The organism is Sphingomonas sp. NCPPB 2930 (assembly GCF_042867205.1).
Taxonomy (GTDB): domain Bacteria; phylum Pseudomonadota; class Alphaproteobacteria; order Sphingomonadales; family Sphingomonadaceae; genus Sphingomonas.
Genome location: NZ_JBHZQU010000008.1, coordinates 69,732 through 84,113, shown reverse-complemented (window position 1 = coordinate 84,113; position 14,382 = coordinate 69,732). Strand labels below are relative to the sequence as shown.

The window sequence follows — 14,382 nt, the reverse complement described above, 5'->3', positions numbered from 1 at the left end:
TGCCTGGCGGCGACGGGTCGATCAGCCCGCCGCCGCCATCCGCCGGCCTTCGGGCTGGCGGCCGGAATGGTGGGCAGGATGGCGGGCGCGCTTGACGGCGTACATCGCGCGGTCCGCTTCGGCCATCAGCCGGTCCAGGTCGCGGTCGACCATGCCTGCGACCACCCCGATGCTGAGCGAGGGGTAGAGCGGCCCGTCGACCGTCGCCGCCACCGCCCGGTCGAACCGGGCCGACAGCCGCGCGGCGACGGATTGCGCCGCCGCCTGCGAAGCCCCCGGCAGGATACAGGCGAACTCGTCCCCGCCGAGCCGGATCACCATGCCCCGCTCGCCCAGTTCGCGCTGCGCCAGATCGGCGAGCAGCCGCAGCACCGCGTCGCCCGTGGCATGCCCCTGGCCGTCGTTGAGCGCCTTGAAATGATCGATGTCGATCAGCGCCAGCGCGCAGGGGCCCTGCAACCCCGCCTCGATCCGCCCCAATGCGAACCGGTTGCGCGCGCCGGTCAGGCTGTCGCGGCTGGCCTGCTCACGCAACAGGGCCTGCGTCCGTTCCGATTCCATCAGCAGCAGCGAGAAATGGGTAAGCGTCAGCAGGATCAGCCCGACGCCGATCATCCATTCCTCGACCAACTGGCCCTCGATCGACCAGGACGGCACGATCAGCGTGACCATCAACGTGCCCGCACGCAGCAGGAAGACCGGCGCGACCGCGGCGAACAGGGTGGCCATGATCCATCCGGTCCGCAACCGCTCGCGCCGCGCGATGCCGATCGCCAGCGCCATGATCCCCAGATAGCTCAGGCCGCGCGTCAGCCCGAGCGTGACGAAGGTCCAGCGGAATTCCTGGGCATCGCCGATCGTCAGCGCGATCGCCGCCAGCATCAGCGCGGCGAGTATCGCGACCAGCAGGCGGGGTACGGCGCGTTCGCCGAACACCGCGACGCTGTGCAGGCTCAGGCACAGGCCGATCATCATCATGATGTTGAGAAGCCGCTCGAAGAACGCGGTATTGCCGTTGCCGATCGCCAGGATCAGCACGTTGGACGCCCCGATCAGCAGCTTGCCGCTGCCCCAGTACAGCGCCCATTTCCGGCGTTCGGACCCGGTCACGCCGGGAATCAGATGGATCGCCCCGGACAGCAGATTGCTGAACGCCCCCACGACCTGCAGACTGGCGATATCGAGCGCGAGCATTCCCATCTCATGGCTGGCGCGATCGACATGTCGGGCCGTTGCGACCGGGGCCTAGCACGACAGAGCTTAGAAAATCATTTCGCTTCTCGGTCCATTGGGGCCGAATCGGATTTTTTGGGCCGTGGACGATCCGATCGCACGCGATTCGTCACGAAGGATTGATCCCGGCCGCCCCCAGCCGCTACGGCGGGCGCGATATCGCAAAGGGGCGGATGATGCCCCGTCAGCGCGGCCGATGGGGCCGACGGAGTGAAGAGTGAGCAACGAACTCGAACAAATGCGTGAGCCCCTGCTCGCCGCTATCGCCGATGCGCCCGCGCTCGACGCGCTGGAGGCGATCCGCGTCGACGCGCTGGGCAAGCAGGGTCGCATCACCCAGCTGTTGAAGACGCTGGGCAAGATGAGCCCCGAGGAACGCCAGGTCGAAGGGCCGAAGATCCATGGCCTGCGCGAGGCCGTGACCGAGGCGCTCGGCACCCGCAAGGCGGCGCTGGAACAGGCGGCGCTCGACGCGCGCCTCGCCTCGGAACGGCTGGACATGACCCTGCCGGTCGAGGGAAGCGGCTTCGGCACCGTCCACCCGGTCAGCCAGGTGATGGACGAACTGGCGGAGATCTTCGCCGATCTGGGCTTCGCGGTCGCGACGGGTCCGGAGGTCGAGACCGACTGGCACAATTTCACCGCGCTCAACATTCCGGAGACGCATCCGGCGCGCGCGATGCACGACACCTTCTATCTGGCGGGTGTCGAGCCGGGCGGCGACGAGCGGACGGTCCGCCGCGTGCTGCGCACCCATACCTCGCCGGTGCAGATCCGCACCATGCTGGACCAGAAGCCGCCGATCCGCATCATCGCGCCGGGCCGCACCTATCGCTCCGACTCGGATGCGACGCACACGCCGATGTTCCACCAGGTCGAGGGGCTGGTGATCGACAAGGGCATCACGCTCGGCCATCTGAAATGGACGCTGGAAACCTTCCTCAAGGCGTTCTTCGAGCGCGACGACATCGTCCTGCGCCTGCGCCCCAGCTATTTCCCCTTCACCGAACCCTCGGCCGAGGTCGATGTCGGCTACACCATCGAGAAGGGCAAGCGCGTCATCGGCGGGTCCGGTGGCGGCTGGATGGAAGTGCTGGGCAGCGGCATGGTCCACCCCAAGGTCATCGAGGCGTGCGGGCTTGATCCGAACGAGTGGCAGGGCTTCGCCTTTGGCTGCGGCATCGATCGCCTCGCCATGCTGAAATACGGCATGGACGATCTGCGCGCCTTTTTCGACGGCGATATCCGCTGGTTGAAGCATTACGGGTTCGCGAGCCTCGACGTACCCACGCTGTCGGGAGGAGTCGGCGCATGAAGTTCACCCTGGGCTGGCTGAAGAGCCATCTGGACACCGACGCCTCGCTCGACGCCATCGTCGAGGGGCTGACCCGTATCGGCCTGGAGGTCGAGGGCGTGCACAATCCGGGCGAGGCGCTTGAGCCTTTCCGCGTCGCGCGCATCCTGTCGGCGGAGCGACATCCGCAGGCGGACAAGCTGCAGGTGCTGTCGGTTGATGCCGGTGACGGCCCGATGCAGGTCGTGTGCGGCGCGCCCAATGCGCGCGCAGGGCTGGTCGGCGTGTTCGGTGCGCCGGGGGCTTATGTGCCCGGCCTCGACGTCACGCTGAAGGTCGCGGCGATCCGCGGCGTCGAGTCGAACGGCATGATGTGCTCGGCACGCGAGTTGCAGATCGGCGAGGGCCATGACGGCATCATCGAACTGCCCGAGGATGCAGCCATCGGCACGTCCTTCCCGGATTATGCGGGCCTCAACGATCCGGTCATCGACGTGTCGGTCACGCCCAACCGGCAGGATTGCATGGGCGTGCACGGCATCGCGCGAGACCTCGCCGCCGCCGGTCTCGGCACGCTGATTGCGCCGACGGTGCCGTCGGTCGCGGGCGAAGGCGCTGGTCCCGATGTGCGGATCGAGGATGTCGAAGGCTGCCCGGCCTTCTATGCGCAGGGCGTGTCGGGCCTGACCAATGGCGAGGCCCCCGAATGGATGCGCCAGCGCCTGACCGCGATCGGGCAGAAGCCGATCTCGGCGCTGGTCGACATCACCAACTATATGACGGTCGATCTCGGTCGCCCGCTGCACGTCTATGACAAGGCCAAGCTGTCGGGCGCTCTGGTCGCCCGCAAGGCGCGTGACGGCGAGACGGTCGAGGCGCTCAACGGCAAGACCTATACCCTGTCGGAAGGCATGACCGTCATCGCCGACGACACGGGTGTCCACGACATCGGCGGCATCATGGGCGGCGCGCATTCGGGCGTGTCGGAGACGACCACCGACATCGTCATCGAATGCGCGTACTTCGCGCCCGAGGCGATCGCACGGACGGGCCAGAAGCTTGGCCTGACCTCCGACGCGCGCACCCGGTTCGAGCGCGGGGTGGACCCGGCCTTCCTGGACGACGGTCTCGCCATCGCGACCTTCCTGGTCCTGGAATATTGCGGCGGCACGGCCAGCGGCGTGACCCGCGCGGGCCAGCCGCCGGTCGTGGCGAAGACCATTGCCTATGACCCCAATCTCGCCGAGACGCTGGGCGGCCTTGCCATCGCGCCCGACCGGCAAAAGGCGATCCTCGAGTCGCTGGGCTTCACCGTCACCGCCGACTGGCAGGTCACGGCGCCCAGCTGGCGGCGCGATGTGGACGGCCCCGCCGATCTGGTCGAGGAAGTCATCCGCATCGAGGGGATCGACCATGTGCCCCCTGTGGCACTCCCCCGCGCCCCCGGCGTCGCGCGTCCCACCGCCACGCCGCAGCAGAAGCTGGAGCGTCGCGCCCGCCGCGCCGCCGCCGCGCGTGGGCTCGACGAAGCGGTGACGTGGAGCTTCATCAGCGAGGCGCAGGCCGCGCCCTTCGGCGGCGGCGCCTTCACGCTCGCCAACCCGATCAGCGAGGATCTGAAGGTCATGCGGCCCTCGCTCCTCCCCGGCCTGCTCGCCGCGACCGAGCGTAATATCAAGCGCGGCGCGACCAGCGTGCGGCTGTTCGAGATCGGCCGCCGCTATCTGGAAGAGGCCGAGCGGCCGACGCTCGGCGTCGTGCTGGCGGGCGACAAGGCGCCCCGCAACTGGCGCTCGGGCAAGGCGCAGGGCTTTGACGCCTACGACGCCAAGGCCGAGGCGATCGCGCTGCTGGCGCAGGCAGGGGCGCCGGTCGACAATCTCCAGGTGATGGGCGAAGCGGGCGAGGCCTGGCATCCCGGCCAGTCGGGCACGCTGCGGCTGGGGCCGAAGACGGTGCTGGCGGCGTTCGGCATGGTCCACCCCTCGGTGCTCAAGGCGTTCGACCTCGACGGCGCGGTGGCGGCGGTGGAGCTGTATCTCGACGCCATTCCGCCCAAGCGGGCCACTGGCTTCATGCGCCCGGCCTACACTCCCCCGGCGTTGCAGTCTGTGAAGCGAGACTTCGCCTTCCTGGTGCCCGCCGACCTTCCGGCCGACCAACTGATCCGCGCGGTGCGCGGCGCGGACAAGGCGGCGATCACCGCCGCGCGCGTCTTCGACGTGTTCGCGGGGGCTGGCGTGCCCGAGGGGCACAAGTCGGTCGCGGTCGAGGTGCTTCTGCAACCCTCGCAGAAGAGCTTCACCGACGAGGAACTGAAGGCCATCGCCGACAAGATCGTCGCGGCGGCCGCCAAGCAGGGAGCGCAACTCCGTGGCTAATGAGGAAAACTGGATCCGTATCGGCAACGACCATCTGTCGGCGGCGATCAATCCGTTCGGCGCGGAGCTGTCCTCGCTGAAGGACGCAGCGGGCCGCGAGCTGATGACCAATGCGGACCCGGCCTTCTGGACCGGCCGCGCGCCGCTGCTGTTCCCGGTGATCGGCGTGACCCGCGACGGCATCCGCCTGAACGGGCGGCACTACCCGATGGCCAAGCACGGTTTCGCCCGCCACTCGATGTTCGAACTGGTGACGCACGAGCCGACCCGCGCGGTCTTCTCGCTGGGCGACAGCGAGGAAACCCGCGCCTCCTATCCCTTCGCCTTCCGGCTGGAGGCGGAGTTCCGGCTGGAGGGGGCGACGCTGGTGATGGAGGTCCGCGTCCTCAACCGGGGCGAGGTGGCGATGCCCGCCAGCTTTGGCTTCCACCCCGCCTTTGCCTGGCCGCTGCCCTATGGCCAGGCACGTGCCGAGCACCGGATCGTCTTCGAGAAGGAAGAGCCCGCCCGGCTGCGGGAAATCGCACCCGACGGCCTGATCGCCAAGCCGCTCCGCGACAGCCCGCTCGACGGGCGCGTGCTGCATCTGGCCGATGACCTGTTCGCCAACGATGCGCTGGTCTGGGACCCGGTCGAGAGCGATTCGGTGACCTATGGCGCGGACGGCGCGCCGCAGCTGCGCATCGCCTTCCCCGACACCGACAAGCTCGGCATCTGGACCAAGCCGGGCGCCGCCTATGTCTGCGTCGAGCCCTGGCACGGCATTGCCGACCCGGAAGGATTCGATGGCGAGTTCGTCGACAAGCCCGGCGTCTTCGTCGTGCCCGTGGGTGGCGAGAAGGTCATGCAGATGACGGTGACGTTGGCGGGGTAAGGGCTCGCTCAACCGCTTGGCCCCCACCCCGGCGGAGGCCGGGGTCCAGTTGCCAGTAGGCTCGTGGCGCGCGCATAGGTCTCCACCGTAAAGGTCGCAGCAACTGGACCCCGGCCTCCGCCGGGGTGGGGTGCATATATGATCTTCGGAATCAAAGGCCCCCAAAATCCGGGGCCTGTCTTGTGCCACAATTTGCTGTAACAGGCGGATCATCTCGGGCGCTCGGATGCGCCAATTCCCTATTCGACAGAGCCGCCCATGACTTCCCCCCGCCGTACCTTCGCGATCATCTCGCACCCTGACGCCGGTAAGACGACGCTGACCGAAAAGCTGCTCTATTTCGGCGGCGCGATCCACTTGGCGGGTGAGGTCAAGGCGCGCGGCCAGAACCGGCGGGCACGGTCGGACTGGATGAAGATCGAGCAGCAGCGCGGCATCTCGGTCACCTCCTCGGTCATGACGTTCGAGAAGGACGGCGTGACCTTCAACCTGCTCGACACGCCGGGCCACGAGGATTTCTCAGAGGACACCTATCGCACCCTGACCGCGGTCGACTCGGCCGTGATGGTCATCGACGCCGCGCGCGGTATCGAGGCGCAGACGCGGAAACTCTTCGAGGTGTGCCGCCTGCGCTCGGTGCCGATCATCACCTTCGTCAACAAGGTCGATCGCGAGGGCCGTCCGCCCTTCGAGCTGCTCGACGAGATCGCCGACATATTGGCGCTCGACGTCGCGCCGATGAGCTGGCCGGTCGGCATGGGCGGGCTGTTCGAGGGCATTCTCGATCTGACCACCGGCAAGGTCAGCCGTCCCGAGGGCGACAGCCGCGCGTTCCTGGGCAAGGTCGACGACGCGCCGACGCTGCCCGCCGAGATCGCCGAGGAGGTCGAGCTGGCCCAGGCGGGCTATGCCGCGTTCGATGGCGAGGCCTATCGCAACGGCGACCTGACGCCGGTCTATTTCGGCTCCGCGCTGAAGGATTTCGGGGTCGCCGAGCTGATCGACGCGCTCAGCCGCCACGCGCCGCCGCCCCGCCCGCAGCCCGCCGAGCCCGCCCCCGTCGCGCCGGAGAATAAGGAAGTCACCGGCTTCGTCTTCAAGGTGCAGGCGAACATGGACCCGCAGCATCGCGACCGGATCGCGTTCATGCGACTCTGCTCGGGCACCTTCAAGCGCGGCATGAAGCTGACCCCCACGGGCCATGGCAAGCCGATCGCGGTCCATTCGCCGATCCTGTTCTTTGCGCAGAATCGCGAAGTCGCGGACGAGGCGTTTCCGGGCGACATCATCGGCATCCCCAATCACGGCACGCTCCGTGTCGGGGACACGCTGTCGGAGCGGGCGGATGTCCGCTTCACCGGCCTGCCCAATTTCGCGCCCGAAATCCTGCGCCGCGTCGCGCTGAAGGACCCGACCAAGACCAAGCAGCTCCGCAAGGCGCTGGACGACATGGCCGAGGAGGGGGTGACCCAGGTCTTCTATCCGGAGATCGGGTCGAACTGGATCATCGGCGTGGTCGGGCAGCTCCAGCTCGACGTGCTGCTGTCGCGGCTGGATGCGGAATATAAGGTTGCGGCCGGGCTGGAGCCCGCGCCGTTCGACACCGCGCGCTGGATCACGGCGGATGACCCCGCCGACCTGAAGGCGTTCATGGACCTGAACCGCTCGGCCATGGCCAAGGATCGCGACGACAACCCCGTCTTCCTCGCCAAGAGCGCCTGGGAGGTCGGCTATGTCGCCGATCGCTATCCCAAGGTCCGTTTCCTCGCCACGCGCGAACGATAAGGGAACCGGCGGGCCGTTTCGCGGCTTCAACGGTCCATGCACGAACAGGGACCCATCATGGACCGTACCGCGATCGAAGCGACCTTCGAGGCCAATGAGAAGCTGATCCGCCGCCGCGCGTTGAAGGCGGGGGCCAAGGCGCTGACCATCGGCACCGAAAGCCTGGCCGAGACGATCGACCAGATCGCCGACGCCTATGGCCTGACCGGCGCGCAGCGGCGTCAGCTGGAACCCGGCATGGCGATCGAGGCGCAGGAGATCGTCGGCAAGCTCAAGGGCTTTGTCGGCCCGGCCGCGATCCTGAGTGACCTGCGCGGCGGTTCGGGGCTGTTGTCACAGGCGCGAGCGGCGGGACGGCTGGCCAAGACCGCCCGCCGGATCGGCCAGGGCGGGCTGGCGGCGGGCCGGGTCGCGGCGCGCGGCGGCCGCGTGGCGCGCGCGGTGCCTTGGGCGGCGCTGGGCGTCGCGGCCTGGGGCGTGGGCAATGGCGGATGGTTCTGGTGGCGGGCGCACGCCTATAACCGGGCATGCCGGGATCTGCTGCTGGGCGAGCAGGGCGGGGTGGTCGCCTCCGCTTGAGTTTAGGGCAGGGCGTGGGCTTCGACTTCGCTCAGCCTGAACGGGGTTTGGGATAAGGTACGATTATCCGTTCAGCCTGAGCGAAGTCGAAGGCCACGCCCCGACGCCTAGCGCTCCGCCCGGTCGTCCCAGGCCAATCCCTCGGCCAGCGAGTCGCGAATCGCACGCAGCATCGTCGCGGGATCGTCTTTCGCCTTGGCCTCGCCCTCGAACAGCTGCTGGACGCCGCGCACGGTATAGCCCTGCTGGTTGAGCAGCCGGTCGATCCGGCGGATCAGCGTCAGGTCGTCAGGGCGATAATAGCGGCGATTGCCCGCCCGCTGCACCGGCTTGAGCTGTGGGAAGCGGCCTTCCCAATAGCGCAGGACATGCTGCGCCACGCCGGTCTCGCGCGACGCCTCACCGATGGTGCGCAGGGCACCATCGGCCTTTCCGCCGTCGGAAGGACGCTCGGGTCTATCCCGCCGCGACAATGCGATCGCGCATCATTTGGCTGGCGCGGAAGGTCAGGACGCGGCGGGGTGCGATCGGCACCTCGATCCCGGTCTTGGGATTGCGGCCGATCCGCTCTCCCTTGTCACGCAGCACGAAGGTGCCAAAACCGGAAATCTTGACATTCTCGCCGCGCGACAGGGCATCGCACATCTCGACGAGGATCTGTTCGACCACTTCGGCGGAATCGGAGCGCGAGAGCCCCACTTCCTGATGAAGCGACTCGGCAAGATCGGCGCGGGTCAAAGTTCCGGTTTTAGTCATGTCCATCCCCCAATGGTGTCTCAGATTGCGCCTAACACAGCGCAATATGCGACCGAAAGGGATTTATCTCGGTTAAGCAAAATCGATTGTTCAGAAGCGGATTACCGCTGCCCCCCAGGTAAAGCCGCCGCCCATTGCCTCCAGAACGATCAGATCATTTTCCTTGATTCGTCCGTCCCGGACCGCCGTATCCAGCGCCAGCGGAACCGAGGCGGCGGAGGTGTTGGCATGTTGGTCGACCGTAACGACAACCTTTCCGGCGGGAAGGTCCAATTTGCGCGCGGTCGCGTCGAGGATGCGGGCATTGGCCTGGTGCGGCACGACCCAGTCGACATCGGACGACGACAGACCGGCAAGACCCAGTGCTTCTTCCATGACTTGCGCCAGATTGACGACGGCGTGGCGAAAGACTTCGCGACCCTTCATCCGCAACTTGCCGACCGTGCCGGTGGTCGAGGGACCGCCATCGACATAGAGCAGGCCGTTGTGGCGGCCGTCGGCATGCAGCCGGGTCGCCAGGATGCCGCGGCCCTGGGCGTCGTCGCTCTCGCGCGCCTCCAGCACCATCGCGCCCGCGCCGTCGCCGAACAGGACGCAGGTGGTGCGATCCTCCCAGTCGAGGATGCGGCTGAAGGTTTCCGCGCCGATCACCAGCGCGCGACGCTGCACGCCGCTGCGCAGCATCGCGTCGGCGACCTGCACCGCATAGAGAAAGCCCGAGCAGACCGCGGCGACGTCGAACGCGACGCAGTCGTTGATGCCCAGCATCGCCTGGACCTTGGTCGCGGTGGCGGGGAAGGTCTGGTCGGGGGTGGCGGTGGCCAGGACGATCAGGTCGATGTCCTGCGCCGACAGGCCGGCGGCGGCGATCGCGGCCTTGGCGGCGTCGGCGGCCAGTGTCGCGGTCGTCTCCTCGGGGCCTGCGATATGGCGGAAGCGGATGCCCGTCCGCTCGACGATCCACTCGTCGGAAGTGTCGACCTCCTGCGCCAGTTCCGCGTTCGACACCCGCCGGGTGGGAAGCGCCGAGCCCGTGCCGGTGACGATCGAGCGTATCATGCCGCAGCCTCGAAGTTCAGGAGATCCTCGGCGATCCGCCGGGTCAGGTCGGCGCGCACCATCTTGGCCGCATTGCCGATCGCGGTGGCGACGCCCAGTTCGGTCGCGCCGCCATGGCTCTTCACCACCACGCCGTTCAGGCCCAGAAAGACCGCGCCATTATGATTGTTGGGGTCGAGGTGGTCGCGCAGCAATTCGGTTGCGGGGCGCGAGATCAGGAAGCCGATCTTCGACCGGGTCGAGGAGCGGAAGGCGCGCTTCAGCAGATCGCCGACGAAACGCGCGGTTCCCTCGGCGGTCTTGAGCGCGATGTTTCCGGCAAATCCGTCGCACACGATGACGTCGACCTCACCGCGGGCGAGCTGGTTGCCCTCGATGAAGCCGGTGAAGTTCAGGGGCAGATGGCTCTGCCCGCGCAGCACGGCGGCCGCGTCGCGAATCTCGTCGGTGCCCTTCTGATCCTCGGACCCGATATTGAGCAAGGCGACGCGCGGATTGTCGAGTTCGAGCAGGATGCGGGCATAGGCCGCGCCCATCACTGCGAACTGGACGAGGTTGCGTGCATCGCACTCGGTATTCGCGCCGAGGTCGAGCATGACGACGTCATTGTCGCCCAGCGTGGGCAACGGTGCCGCGAGCGCGGGCCGGTCGATGCCGGGCAGGGTGCGCAGCGACAACTTGGCCATCGCCATCAACGCGCCGGTATTGCCCGACGACACGGCGGCGGCGGCGCGGCCACGCTTCACCAAATCGATGGCGATACCCATCGATGTCGTGCGCGCACGCCGAATCGCCTGGCTCGGCTTCTCGCTCGAGCCGACCACTTCGGGCGCGTGCACGATTTCGGACGCGGCGGACAGATTGGGATGGGTCTTCAACCCCTCCGCAATCTGCGCCTCGTCCCCGACCAGCAGGAAGCGCATGCCTTCGAAGCGGCGTCGCGCTCTGGCGACACCGGCCAGCATCACGGCCAGCCCGTCGTCGCCGCCCATCGCATCGACGGCGATCCAGGCGTTATCGGCCATGCGTTCCTCTAACGGTCGTTATTGCCAGGAAGAGGGGATCAGCCCTCGACCGACACGACCTCACGGCCGTTATAGTGGCCGCAAGCGGTGCACAGATTGTGCGGACGCTTCAGCTCGCCGCAGTTCGGGCATTCTTGGAACGCGGCGATCGACAGCGAGTCGTGGCCACGGCGCATGCCGCGCTTGGAGGGCGAAGTCTTTCTCTTGGGGACGGCCATTGCGGCACCTTATCAATTCGAACAATGGGTGGAATACGCCACGGTCAGCACCCATTGCGCGCCCGGATCGAAGACCCGGCCGCGTGAGCACCCAGCCGGACGCATCGCGAAGCCCCGCGCCTATAGCGAGTTTTGCCGATGTTGCAAGCATCGCCGCAGAATGGCACGCGGTGTTCGGGTTCAATCTACGGAGAATATGGCGCTTATGGTCCTGCCGGTCACGCTCAGCATCGCGGCGGCCGCCGCGCTGGTCAATCTGTGGCTCGCGCTGCGAATCGTCGTCGGGCGGTTTCGCGGCAAGATCCTGATCGGCGACGGGGGCGATTCGCGACTCGTGGCGGGGATGCGGGCCCAGGCCAATTTCGTCGAATATGCGCCCTTCGTCCTGATCCTGATGGGGCTGATCGAACTGGCGGGTGGCGCGCGCTTCTGGCTGTGGGTGCTGGGCGGTGCGTTCATCGTCGCGCGGATCGGCCATGGCTGGGGCATGACCCGGCCCGCGCCCAATGTCGGTCGCGCGGGCGGGGCGATCGGAACCTGGGCGATCCTGGCCTTGTTGGCCGGCTGGGCGATCGGGATCGTCTATACCGCGCAGGCCGTGCCTGTCGCGACCACCACCGTCGTGAGGATCGACCGATGATGATTCGCCTTCCCCTGATCGGCCTGGCCGCCGTCGCGCTGACCGCTGCCGCACCCGACCCCATCTCGCCCGCGCGGCTGTCGGCGGATGTGAAGACGCTCGCCTCCGACGCCTTTGAGGGGCGCGCGCCGGGCACCCCGGGCGAGGCGAAGACCGTCGACTGGCTGGTCGCGCAGTTCAAGGCAATGGGGCTGCAACCCGGCGGTCCGAACGGACAATGGACCCAGCCGGTGCCGCTGATCCGTACCCAGATCGGGCAGGGGACGATGCGCGCGGGCGCGATGCCGCTCGTCCAGGGGCAGGGCGTCTATGTCTCGACCGTGCGGCCCGTCGACCGGGTGGCGATTGCGAACGCGCCGATGGTGTTCGTCGGGTACGGCGTCCATGCGCCCGAGCGCGGCTGGGACGATTTCAAGGGCGTCGACCTGAAGGGCAAGATCGCGGTCTTCCTGGTCAACGATCCCGATTTCGAGGCCGCTCCGGGCGACGACGCCAAGGGGAAGTTCGGCGACCGGCGGATGACCTATTATGGCCGCTGGACCTATAAATATGAGGAAGCCGCGCGACAGGGCGCGATCGGCGCGCTGATCGTCCATGACACGCCGGGCGCGGGCTATGGCTGGGCGACGGTGACGGCCCCGGCGGGCGAGAATTACGATATCGTCCGCGCCGATCCGACCTCGCGCGTGCTGCTTCAGGGCTGGCTGTCGGGCGAGGCGGCAACGAAGCTGTTCGCCGCCGCCGGGCTCGACCTGGCGCAGCAGCGTGCCCGTGCGCGGCGGGCCGATTTCCGCCCCGTCACGCTGGAGGGGCAGCGATTCTCCGCCGATCTGCCGGTCAAGACGGTGCGCGCGGAAAGCCGCAACGTGCTGGCCAGGCTGCCCGGCAGGACGCACCCCGACGAGGTGGTGATGTTCGGCGCGCATTGGGACGCCTATGGCAAGGGTGCGCCGGACGCGCAGGGCCGGGTGATCCGGCCGGGCGCCAATGACGATGCGCTGGGCGTGGCGGGCGTGCTGGAACTGGCGCGCGCGTTCAAGGCGGCGCCACGCACCGACCGCAGCCTCGTCTTCGCGCTGTGGACCGGCGAGGAGCGCGGCCTGCTGGGGTCCGAGACCTATGCGGTGAACCCGGTCACGCCGTTGGCCAAGACGGTCGCGAACCTGACGCTCGACATCCTCCAGACGGCGGGACCGTCGCGGGACGTGATGCTGGTCGGAGACGGGCAGAACGATCTGGAGGACCGGCTGAAGGTCGCCGCCGCCGCGCAAGGGCGCACGGTGACCCCCGAGGCGCTGCCCGAGCGCGGGCTGTTCTACCGCGCCGATCACTTCTCGGTCGCGCGGCGCGGCGTGCCGACGCTGCTGCTGATGGCGATCAGCGGCGCGCCCGATCTGGTGGCCGGGGGACGCCCGGCGGGGCAGGCATGGCTCGACGCCTATATGCGCTGCTACCACCAGACCTGCGACGCCTGGGACGCGAAGTGGGATTTGCGCGGGGCGGCGGCGGATGTCGGGCTGTTCTACCGGATCGGGCGCGATCTGGCGGATGGGCGGGACTGGCCGGAATGGCGCGCGGGGTCCGAGTTCAAGGCGATTCGGGCGGAGAGTGCTGCGGAGCGGAAGTGATTCCCTTGGCCTTCGACTTCGGCGCAAAGCGCCGAAGTTTATCCTGAGCGGCTGGCTTGCCAGCCAGCCCAAGGGCTCAGGCTGAACGGGGGTAGGGCTCGGGCTGAACGGGGTGTAGGGAGTGGGTTCTCTTCTCAACCTCCGTTCAGGCTGAGCGAAGTCGAAGCCCACGCCCCACCTGACCCCAGATGACAAAGGCCCCAGCCTGCGCTGGGGCGACGGGTCAAAGCCCCAAGACCCGGTCCGCCACGAAGGCATTGCTCTGCCGCTCATGCCCGAAGGTGCTGGGCTGGCCATGGCCGGGGATGAAGGCGGTCTCGTTGCCCAGCGGCCAGAGCTTCTCGACGATCGAGCGGATCAGCGTGTCGTGATCCCCGCCGGGCAGGTCCGAGCGCCCGACCGAGCCCTGGAACAGCACGTCGCCGACCAGCGCGAAATGCGACGGCGCATGGTGGAAGATCACATGGCCGCGCGTATGCCCCGGCGTCTCGTACACATCGAGCGTCAGGTCGCCGATCGTCACCGTGTCGCCCTCCGACAGCCAGCGGGTCGGCTCCAGCACCTGGGCGGGGATGCCATAAGCCTGGCCGTCCTCGTCCAGCCGCGCCAGCCAGAATCGATCCTCCTCCTGCGGACCCTCCACGGGCACGCCCAGCATATCGGACAGCGCCTTGGCGCCGCCCGCATGGTCGATATGGCCATGGGTCAGCAGGATTTTTTCCACCGTCACGCCGGTCTTGGCGATGGCATCCCGGATGCGCGGCAGATCGCCGCCGGGATCGACCACCGCCGCCTTCATCGTCGCGGTGCACCAGACGATCGAGCAATTCTGCTGAAGCGGGGTGACGGGGACGATCGCGGCGCGCAGCGGCGGATTTTGCAAGGGGTCGGTCATCCCCCCGAGATAGGC

Annotated in this window: 14 protein-coding genes; 7 read left to right on the top strand and 7 right to left on the bottom strand. The window is 68.0% G+C overall.

Going from position 1 to position 14,382, the window contains the following annotated elements; translation table 11 throughout:
• Positions 1 to 21: 21 nt before the first annotated feature.
• Positions 22 to 1,194, bottom strand: coding sequence for a GGDEF domain-containing protein (locus tag ACFX59_RS11090; protein WP_387432313.1), 1,173 nt, complete (start codon positions 1,192 to 1,194; stop codon positions 22 to 24).
• Positions 1,195 to 1,471: 277 nt separating this feature from the next.
• Here ACFX59_RS11090 and pheS point away from each other — a divergent pair, with 277 nt between their 5' ends.
• The 5 genes from pheS (at position 1,472) to ACFX59_RS11065 (ending at position 8,146) form a co-directional block, all read left to right on the top strand.
• Complete coding sequence (gene pheS / locus ACFX59_RS11085; RefSeq protein ID WP_387432311.1) at positions 1,472 to 2,548, top strand: phenylalanine--tRNA ligase subunit alpha; 1,077 nt, start codon at positions 1,472 to 1,474, stop codon at positions 2,546 to 2,548.
• Entirely contained in the window at positions 2,545 to 4,908 is a 2,364-nt protein-coding gene (gene pheT, locus ACFX59_RS11080) for a phenylalanine--tRNA ligase subunit beta (RefSeq protein ID WP_387432309.1), read from the top strand. Before pheS ends, pheT begins: the two co-directional genes overlap by 4 nt.
• The gene (locus tag ACFX59_RS11075; RefSeq protein WP_387432307.1) at positions 4,901 to 5,782 is read left to right on the top strand and encodes an aldose 1-epimerase family protein; all 882 of its coding nucleotides are present in this window, start codon (positions 4,901 to 4,903) and stop codon (positions 5,780 to 5,782) included. The genes pheT and ACFX59_RS11075 overlap by 8 nt, the downstream gene beginning before the upstream one ends.
• Positions 5,783 to 6,040: 258 nt before the next feature.
• The gene (locus ACFX59_RS11070; protein ID WP_387432306.1) at positions 6,041 to 7,567 is read left to right on the top strand and encodes a peptide chain release factor 3; all 1,527 of its coding nucleotides are present in this window, start codon (positions 6,041 to 6,043) and stop codon (positions 7,565 to 7,567) included.
• A gap of 57 nt (positions 7,568 to 7,624) precedes the next feature.
• Positions 7,625 to 8,146: a hypothetical protein gene (locus ACFX59_RS11065; protein WP_387432305.1), complete on the top strand. Its 522-nt coding sequence runs from the start codon at positions 7,625 to 7,627 to the stop codon at positions 8,144 to 8,146.
• Between the two features lie 107 nt (positions 8,147 to 8,253).
• Here ACFX59_RS11065 and ACFX59_RS11060 read toward each other — a convergent pair whose 3' ends face one another.
• The 5 genes from ACFX59_RS11060 to rpmF all read right to left on the bottom strand — a co-directional run bounded on the left by ACFX59_RS11060 (position 8,254) and on the right by rpmF (position 11,204).
• Positions 8,254 to 8,619: a MerR family transcriptional regulator gene (locus ACFX59_RS11060; RefSeq protein ID WP_307101568.1), complete on the bottom strand. Its 366-nt coding sequence runs from the start codon at positions 8,617 to 8,619 to the stop codon at positions 8,254 to 8,256.
• The gene (locus ACFX59_RS11055; RefSeq protein ID WP_307101566.1) at positions 8,603 to 8,902 is read right to left on the bottom strand and encodes an integration host factor subunit alpha; all 300 of its coding nucleotides are present in this window, start codon (positions 8,900 to 8,902) and stop codon (positions 8,603 to 8,605) included. The genes ACFX59_RS11060 and ACFX59_RS11055 overlap by 17 nt, the downstream gene beginning before the upstream one ends.
• A gap of 90 nt (positions 8,903 to 8,992) precedes the next feature.
• Complete coding sequence (locus ACFX59_RS11050; protein WP_309691029.1) at positions 8,993 to 9,961, bottom strand: beta-ketoacyl-ACP synthase III; 969 nt, start codon at positions 9,959 to 9,961, stop codon at positions 8,993 to 8,995.
• The gene (gene plsX / locus ACFX59_RS11045; protein WP_387432302.1) at positions 9,958 to 10,986 is read right to left on the bottom strand and encodes a phosphate acyltransferase PlsX; all 1,029 of its coding nucleotides are present in this window, start codon (positions 10,984 to 10,986) and stop codon (positions 9,958 to 9,960) included. The genes ACFX59_RS11050 and plsX overlap by 4 nt, the downstream gene beginning before the upstream one ends.
• Before the next feature lie 38 nt (positions 10,987 to 11,024).
• On the bottom strand, positions 11,025 to 11,204 hold the full coding sequence (gene rpmF / locus ACFX59_RS11040; RefSeq protein WP_230482852.1) for a 50S ribosomal protein L32: 180 nt from the start codon (positions 11,202 to 11,204) through the stop codon (positions 11,025 to 11,027).
• A gap of 205 nt (positions 11,205 to 11,409) precedes the next feature.
• On the opposite strand from rpmF, the gene ACFX59_RS11035 reads away from it, so the two are divergent.
• Together ACFX59_RS11035 and ACFX59_RS11030 are read left to right on the top strand one after the other, a co-directional pair.
• Positions 11,410 to 11,844, top strand: coding sequence for an MAPEG family protein (locus tag ACFX59_RS11035; RefSeq protein ID WP_307104673.1), 435 nt, complete (start codon positions 11,410 to 11,412; stop codon positions 11,842 to 11,844).
• Positions 11,841 to 13,472 (top strand): M28 family metallopeptidase, encoded by a 1,632-nt coding sequence (locus ACFX59_RS11030; RefSeq protein WP_387432300.1) that lies wholly within the window; start codon positions 11,841 to 11,843, stop codon positions 13,470 to 13,472. The genes ACFX59_RS11035 and ACFX59_RS11030 overlap by 4 nt, the downstream gene beginning before the upstream one ends.
• Before the next feature lie 223 nt (positions 13,473 to 13,695).
• Here ACFX59_RS11030 and ACFX59_RS11025 read toward each other — a convergent pair whose 3' ends face one another.
• On the bottom strand, positions 13,696 to 14,367 hold the full coding sequence (locus tag ACFX59_RS11025) for an MBL fold metallo-hydrolase (protein WP_307101557.1): 672 nt from the start codon (positions 14,365 to 14,367) through the stop codon (positions 13,696 to 13,698).
• Positions 14,368 to 14,382 lie beyond the last annotated feature (15 nt).

Bases quoted from the DNA above. Each gene is read 5' to 3' on its own strand.
- pheT (WP_387432309.1), top strand. From the start codon at position 2,545: ATGAAGTTCACCCTGGGCTGGCTGAAGAGCCATCTGGACACCGACGCC.
- pheS (WP_387432311.1), top strand. From the start codon at position 1,472: ATGCGTGAGCCCCTGCTCGCCGCTATCGCCGATGCGCCCGCGCTCGAC.
- ACFX59_RS11030 (WP_387432300.1), top strand. From the start codon at position 11,841: ATGATGATTCGCCTTCCCCTGATCGGCCTGGCCGCCGTCGCGCTGACC.
- ACFX59_RS11055 (WP_307101566.1), bottom strand. From the start codon at position 8,902: ATGACTAAAACCGGAACTTTGACCCGCGCCGATCTTGCCGAGTCGCTT.
- rpmF (WP_230482852.1), bottom strand. From the start codon at position 11,204: ATGGCCGTCCCCAAGAGAAAGACTTCGCCCTCCAAGCGCGGCATGCGC.
- ACFX59_RS11090 (WP_387432313.1), bottom strand. From the start codon at position 1,194: ATGCTCGCGCTCGATATCGCCAGTCTGCAGGTCGTGGGGGCGTTCAGC.
- ACFX59_RS11070 (WP_387432306.1), top strand. From the start codon at position 6,041: ATGACTTCCCCCCGCCGTACCTTCGCGATCATCTCGCACCCTGACGCC.
- plsX (WP_387432302.1), bottom strand. From the start codon at position 10,986: ATGGCCGATAACGCCTGGATCGCCGTCGATGCGATGGGCGGCGACGAC.
- ACFX59_RS11035 (WP_307104673.1), top strand. From the start codon at position 11,410: ATGGTCCTGCCGGTCACGCTCAGCATCGCGGCGGCCGCCGCGCTGGTC.
- ACFX59_RS11050 (WP_309691029.1), bottom strand. From the start codon at position 9,961: ATGATACGCTCGATCGTCACCGGCACGGGCTCGGCGCTTCCCACCCGG.
- ACFX59_RS11025 (WP_307101557.1), bottom strand. From the start codon at position 14,367: ATGACCGACCCCTTGCAAAATCCGCCGCTGCGCGCCGCGATCGTCCCC.
- ACFX59_RS11065 (WP_387432305.1), top strand. From the start codon at position 7,625: ATGGACCGTACCGCGATCGAAGCGACCTTCGAGGCCAATGAGAAGCTG.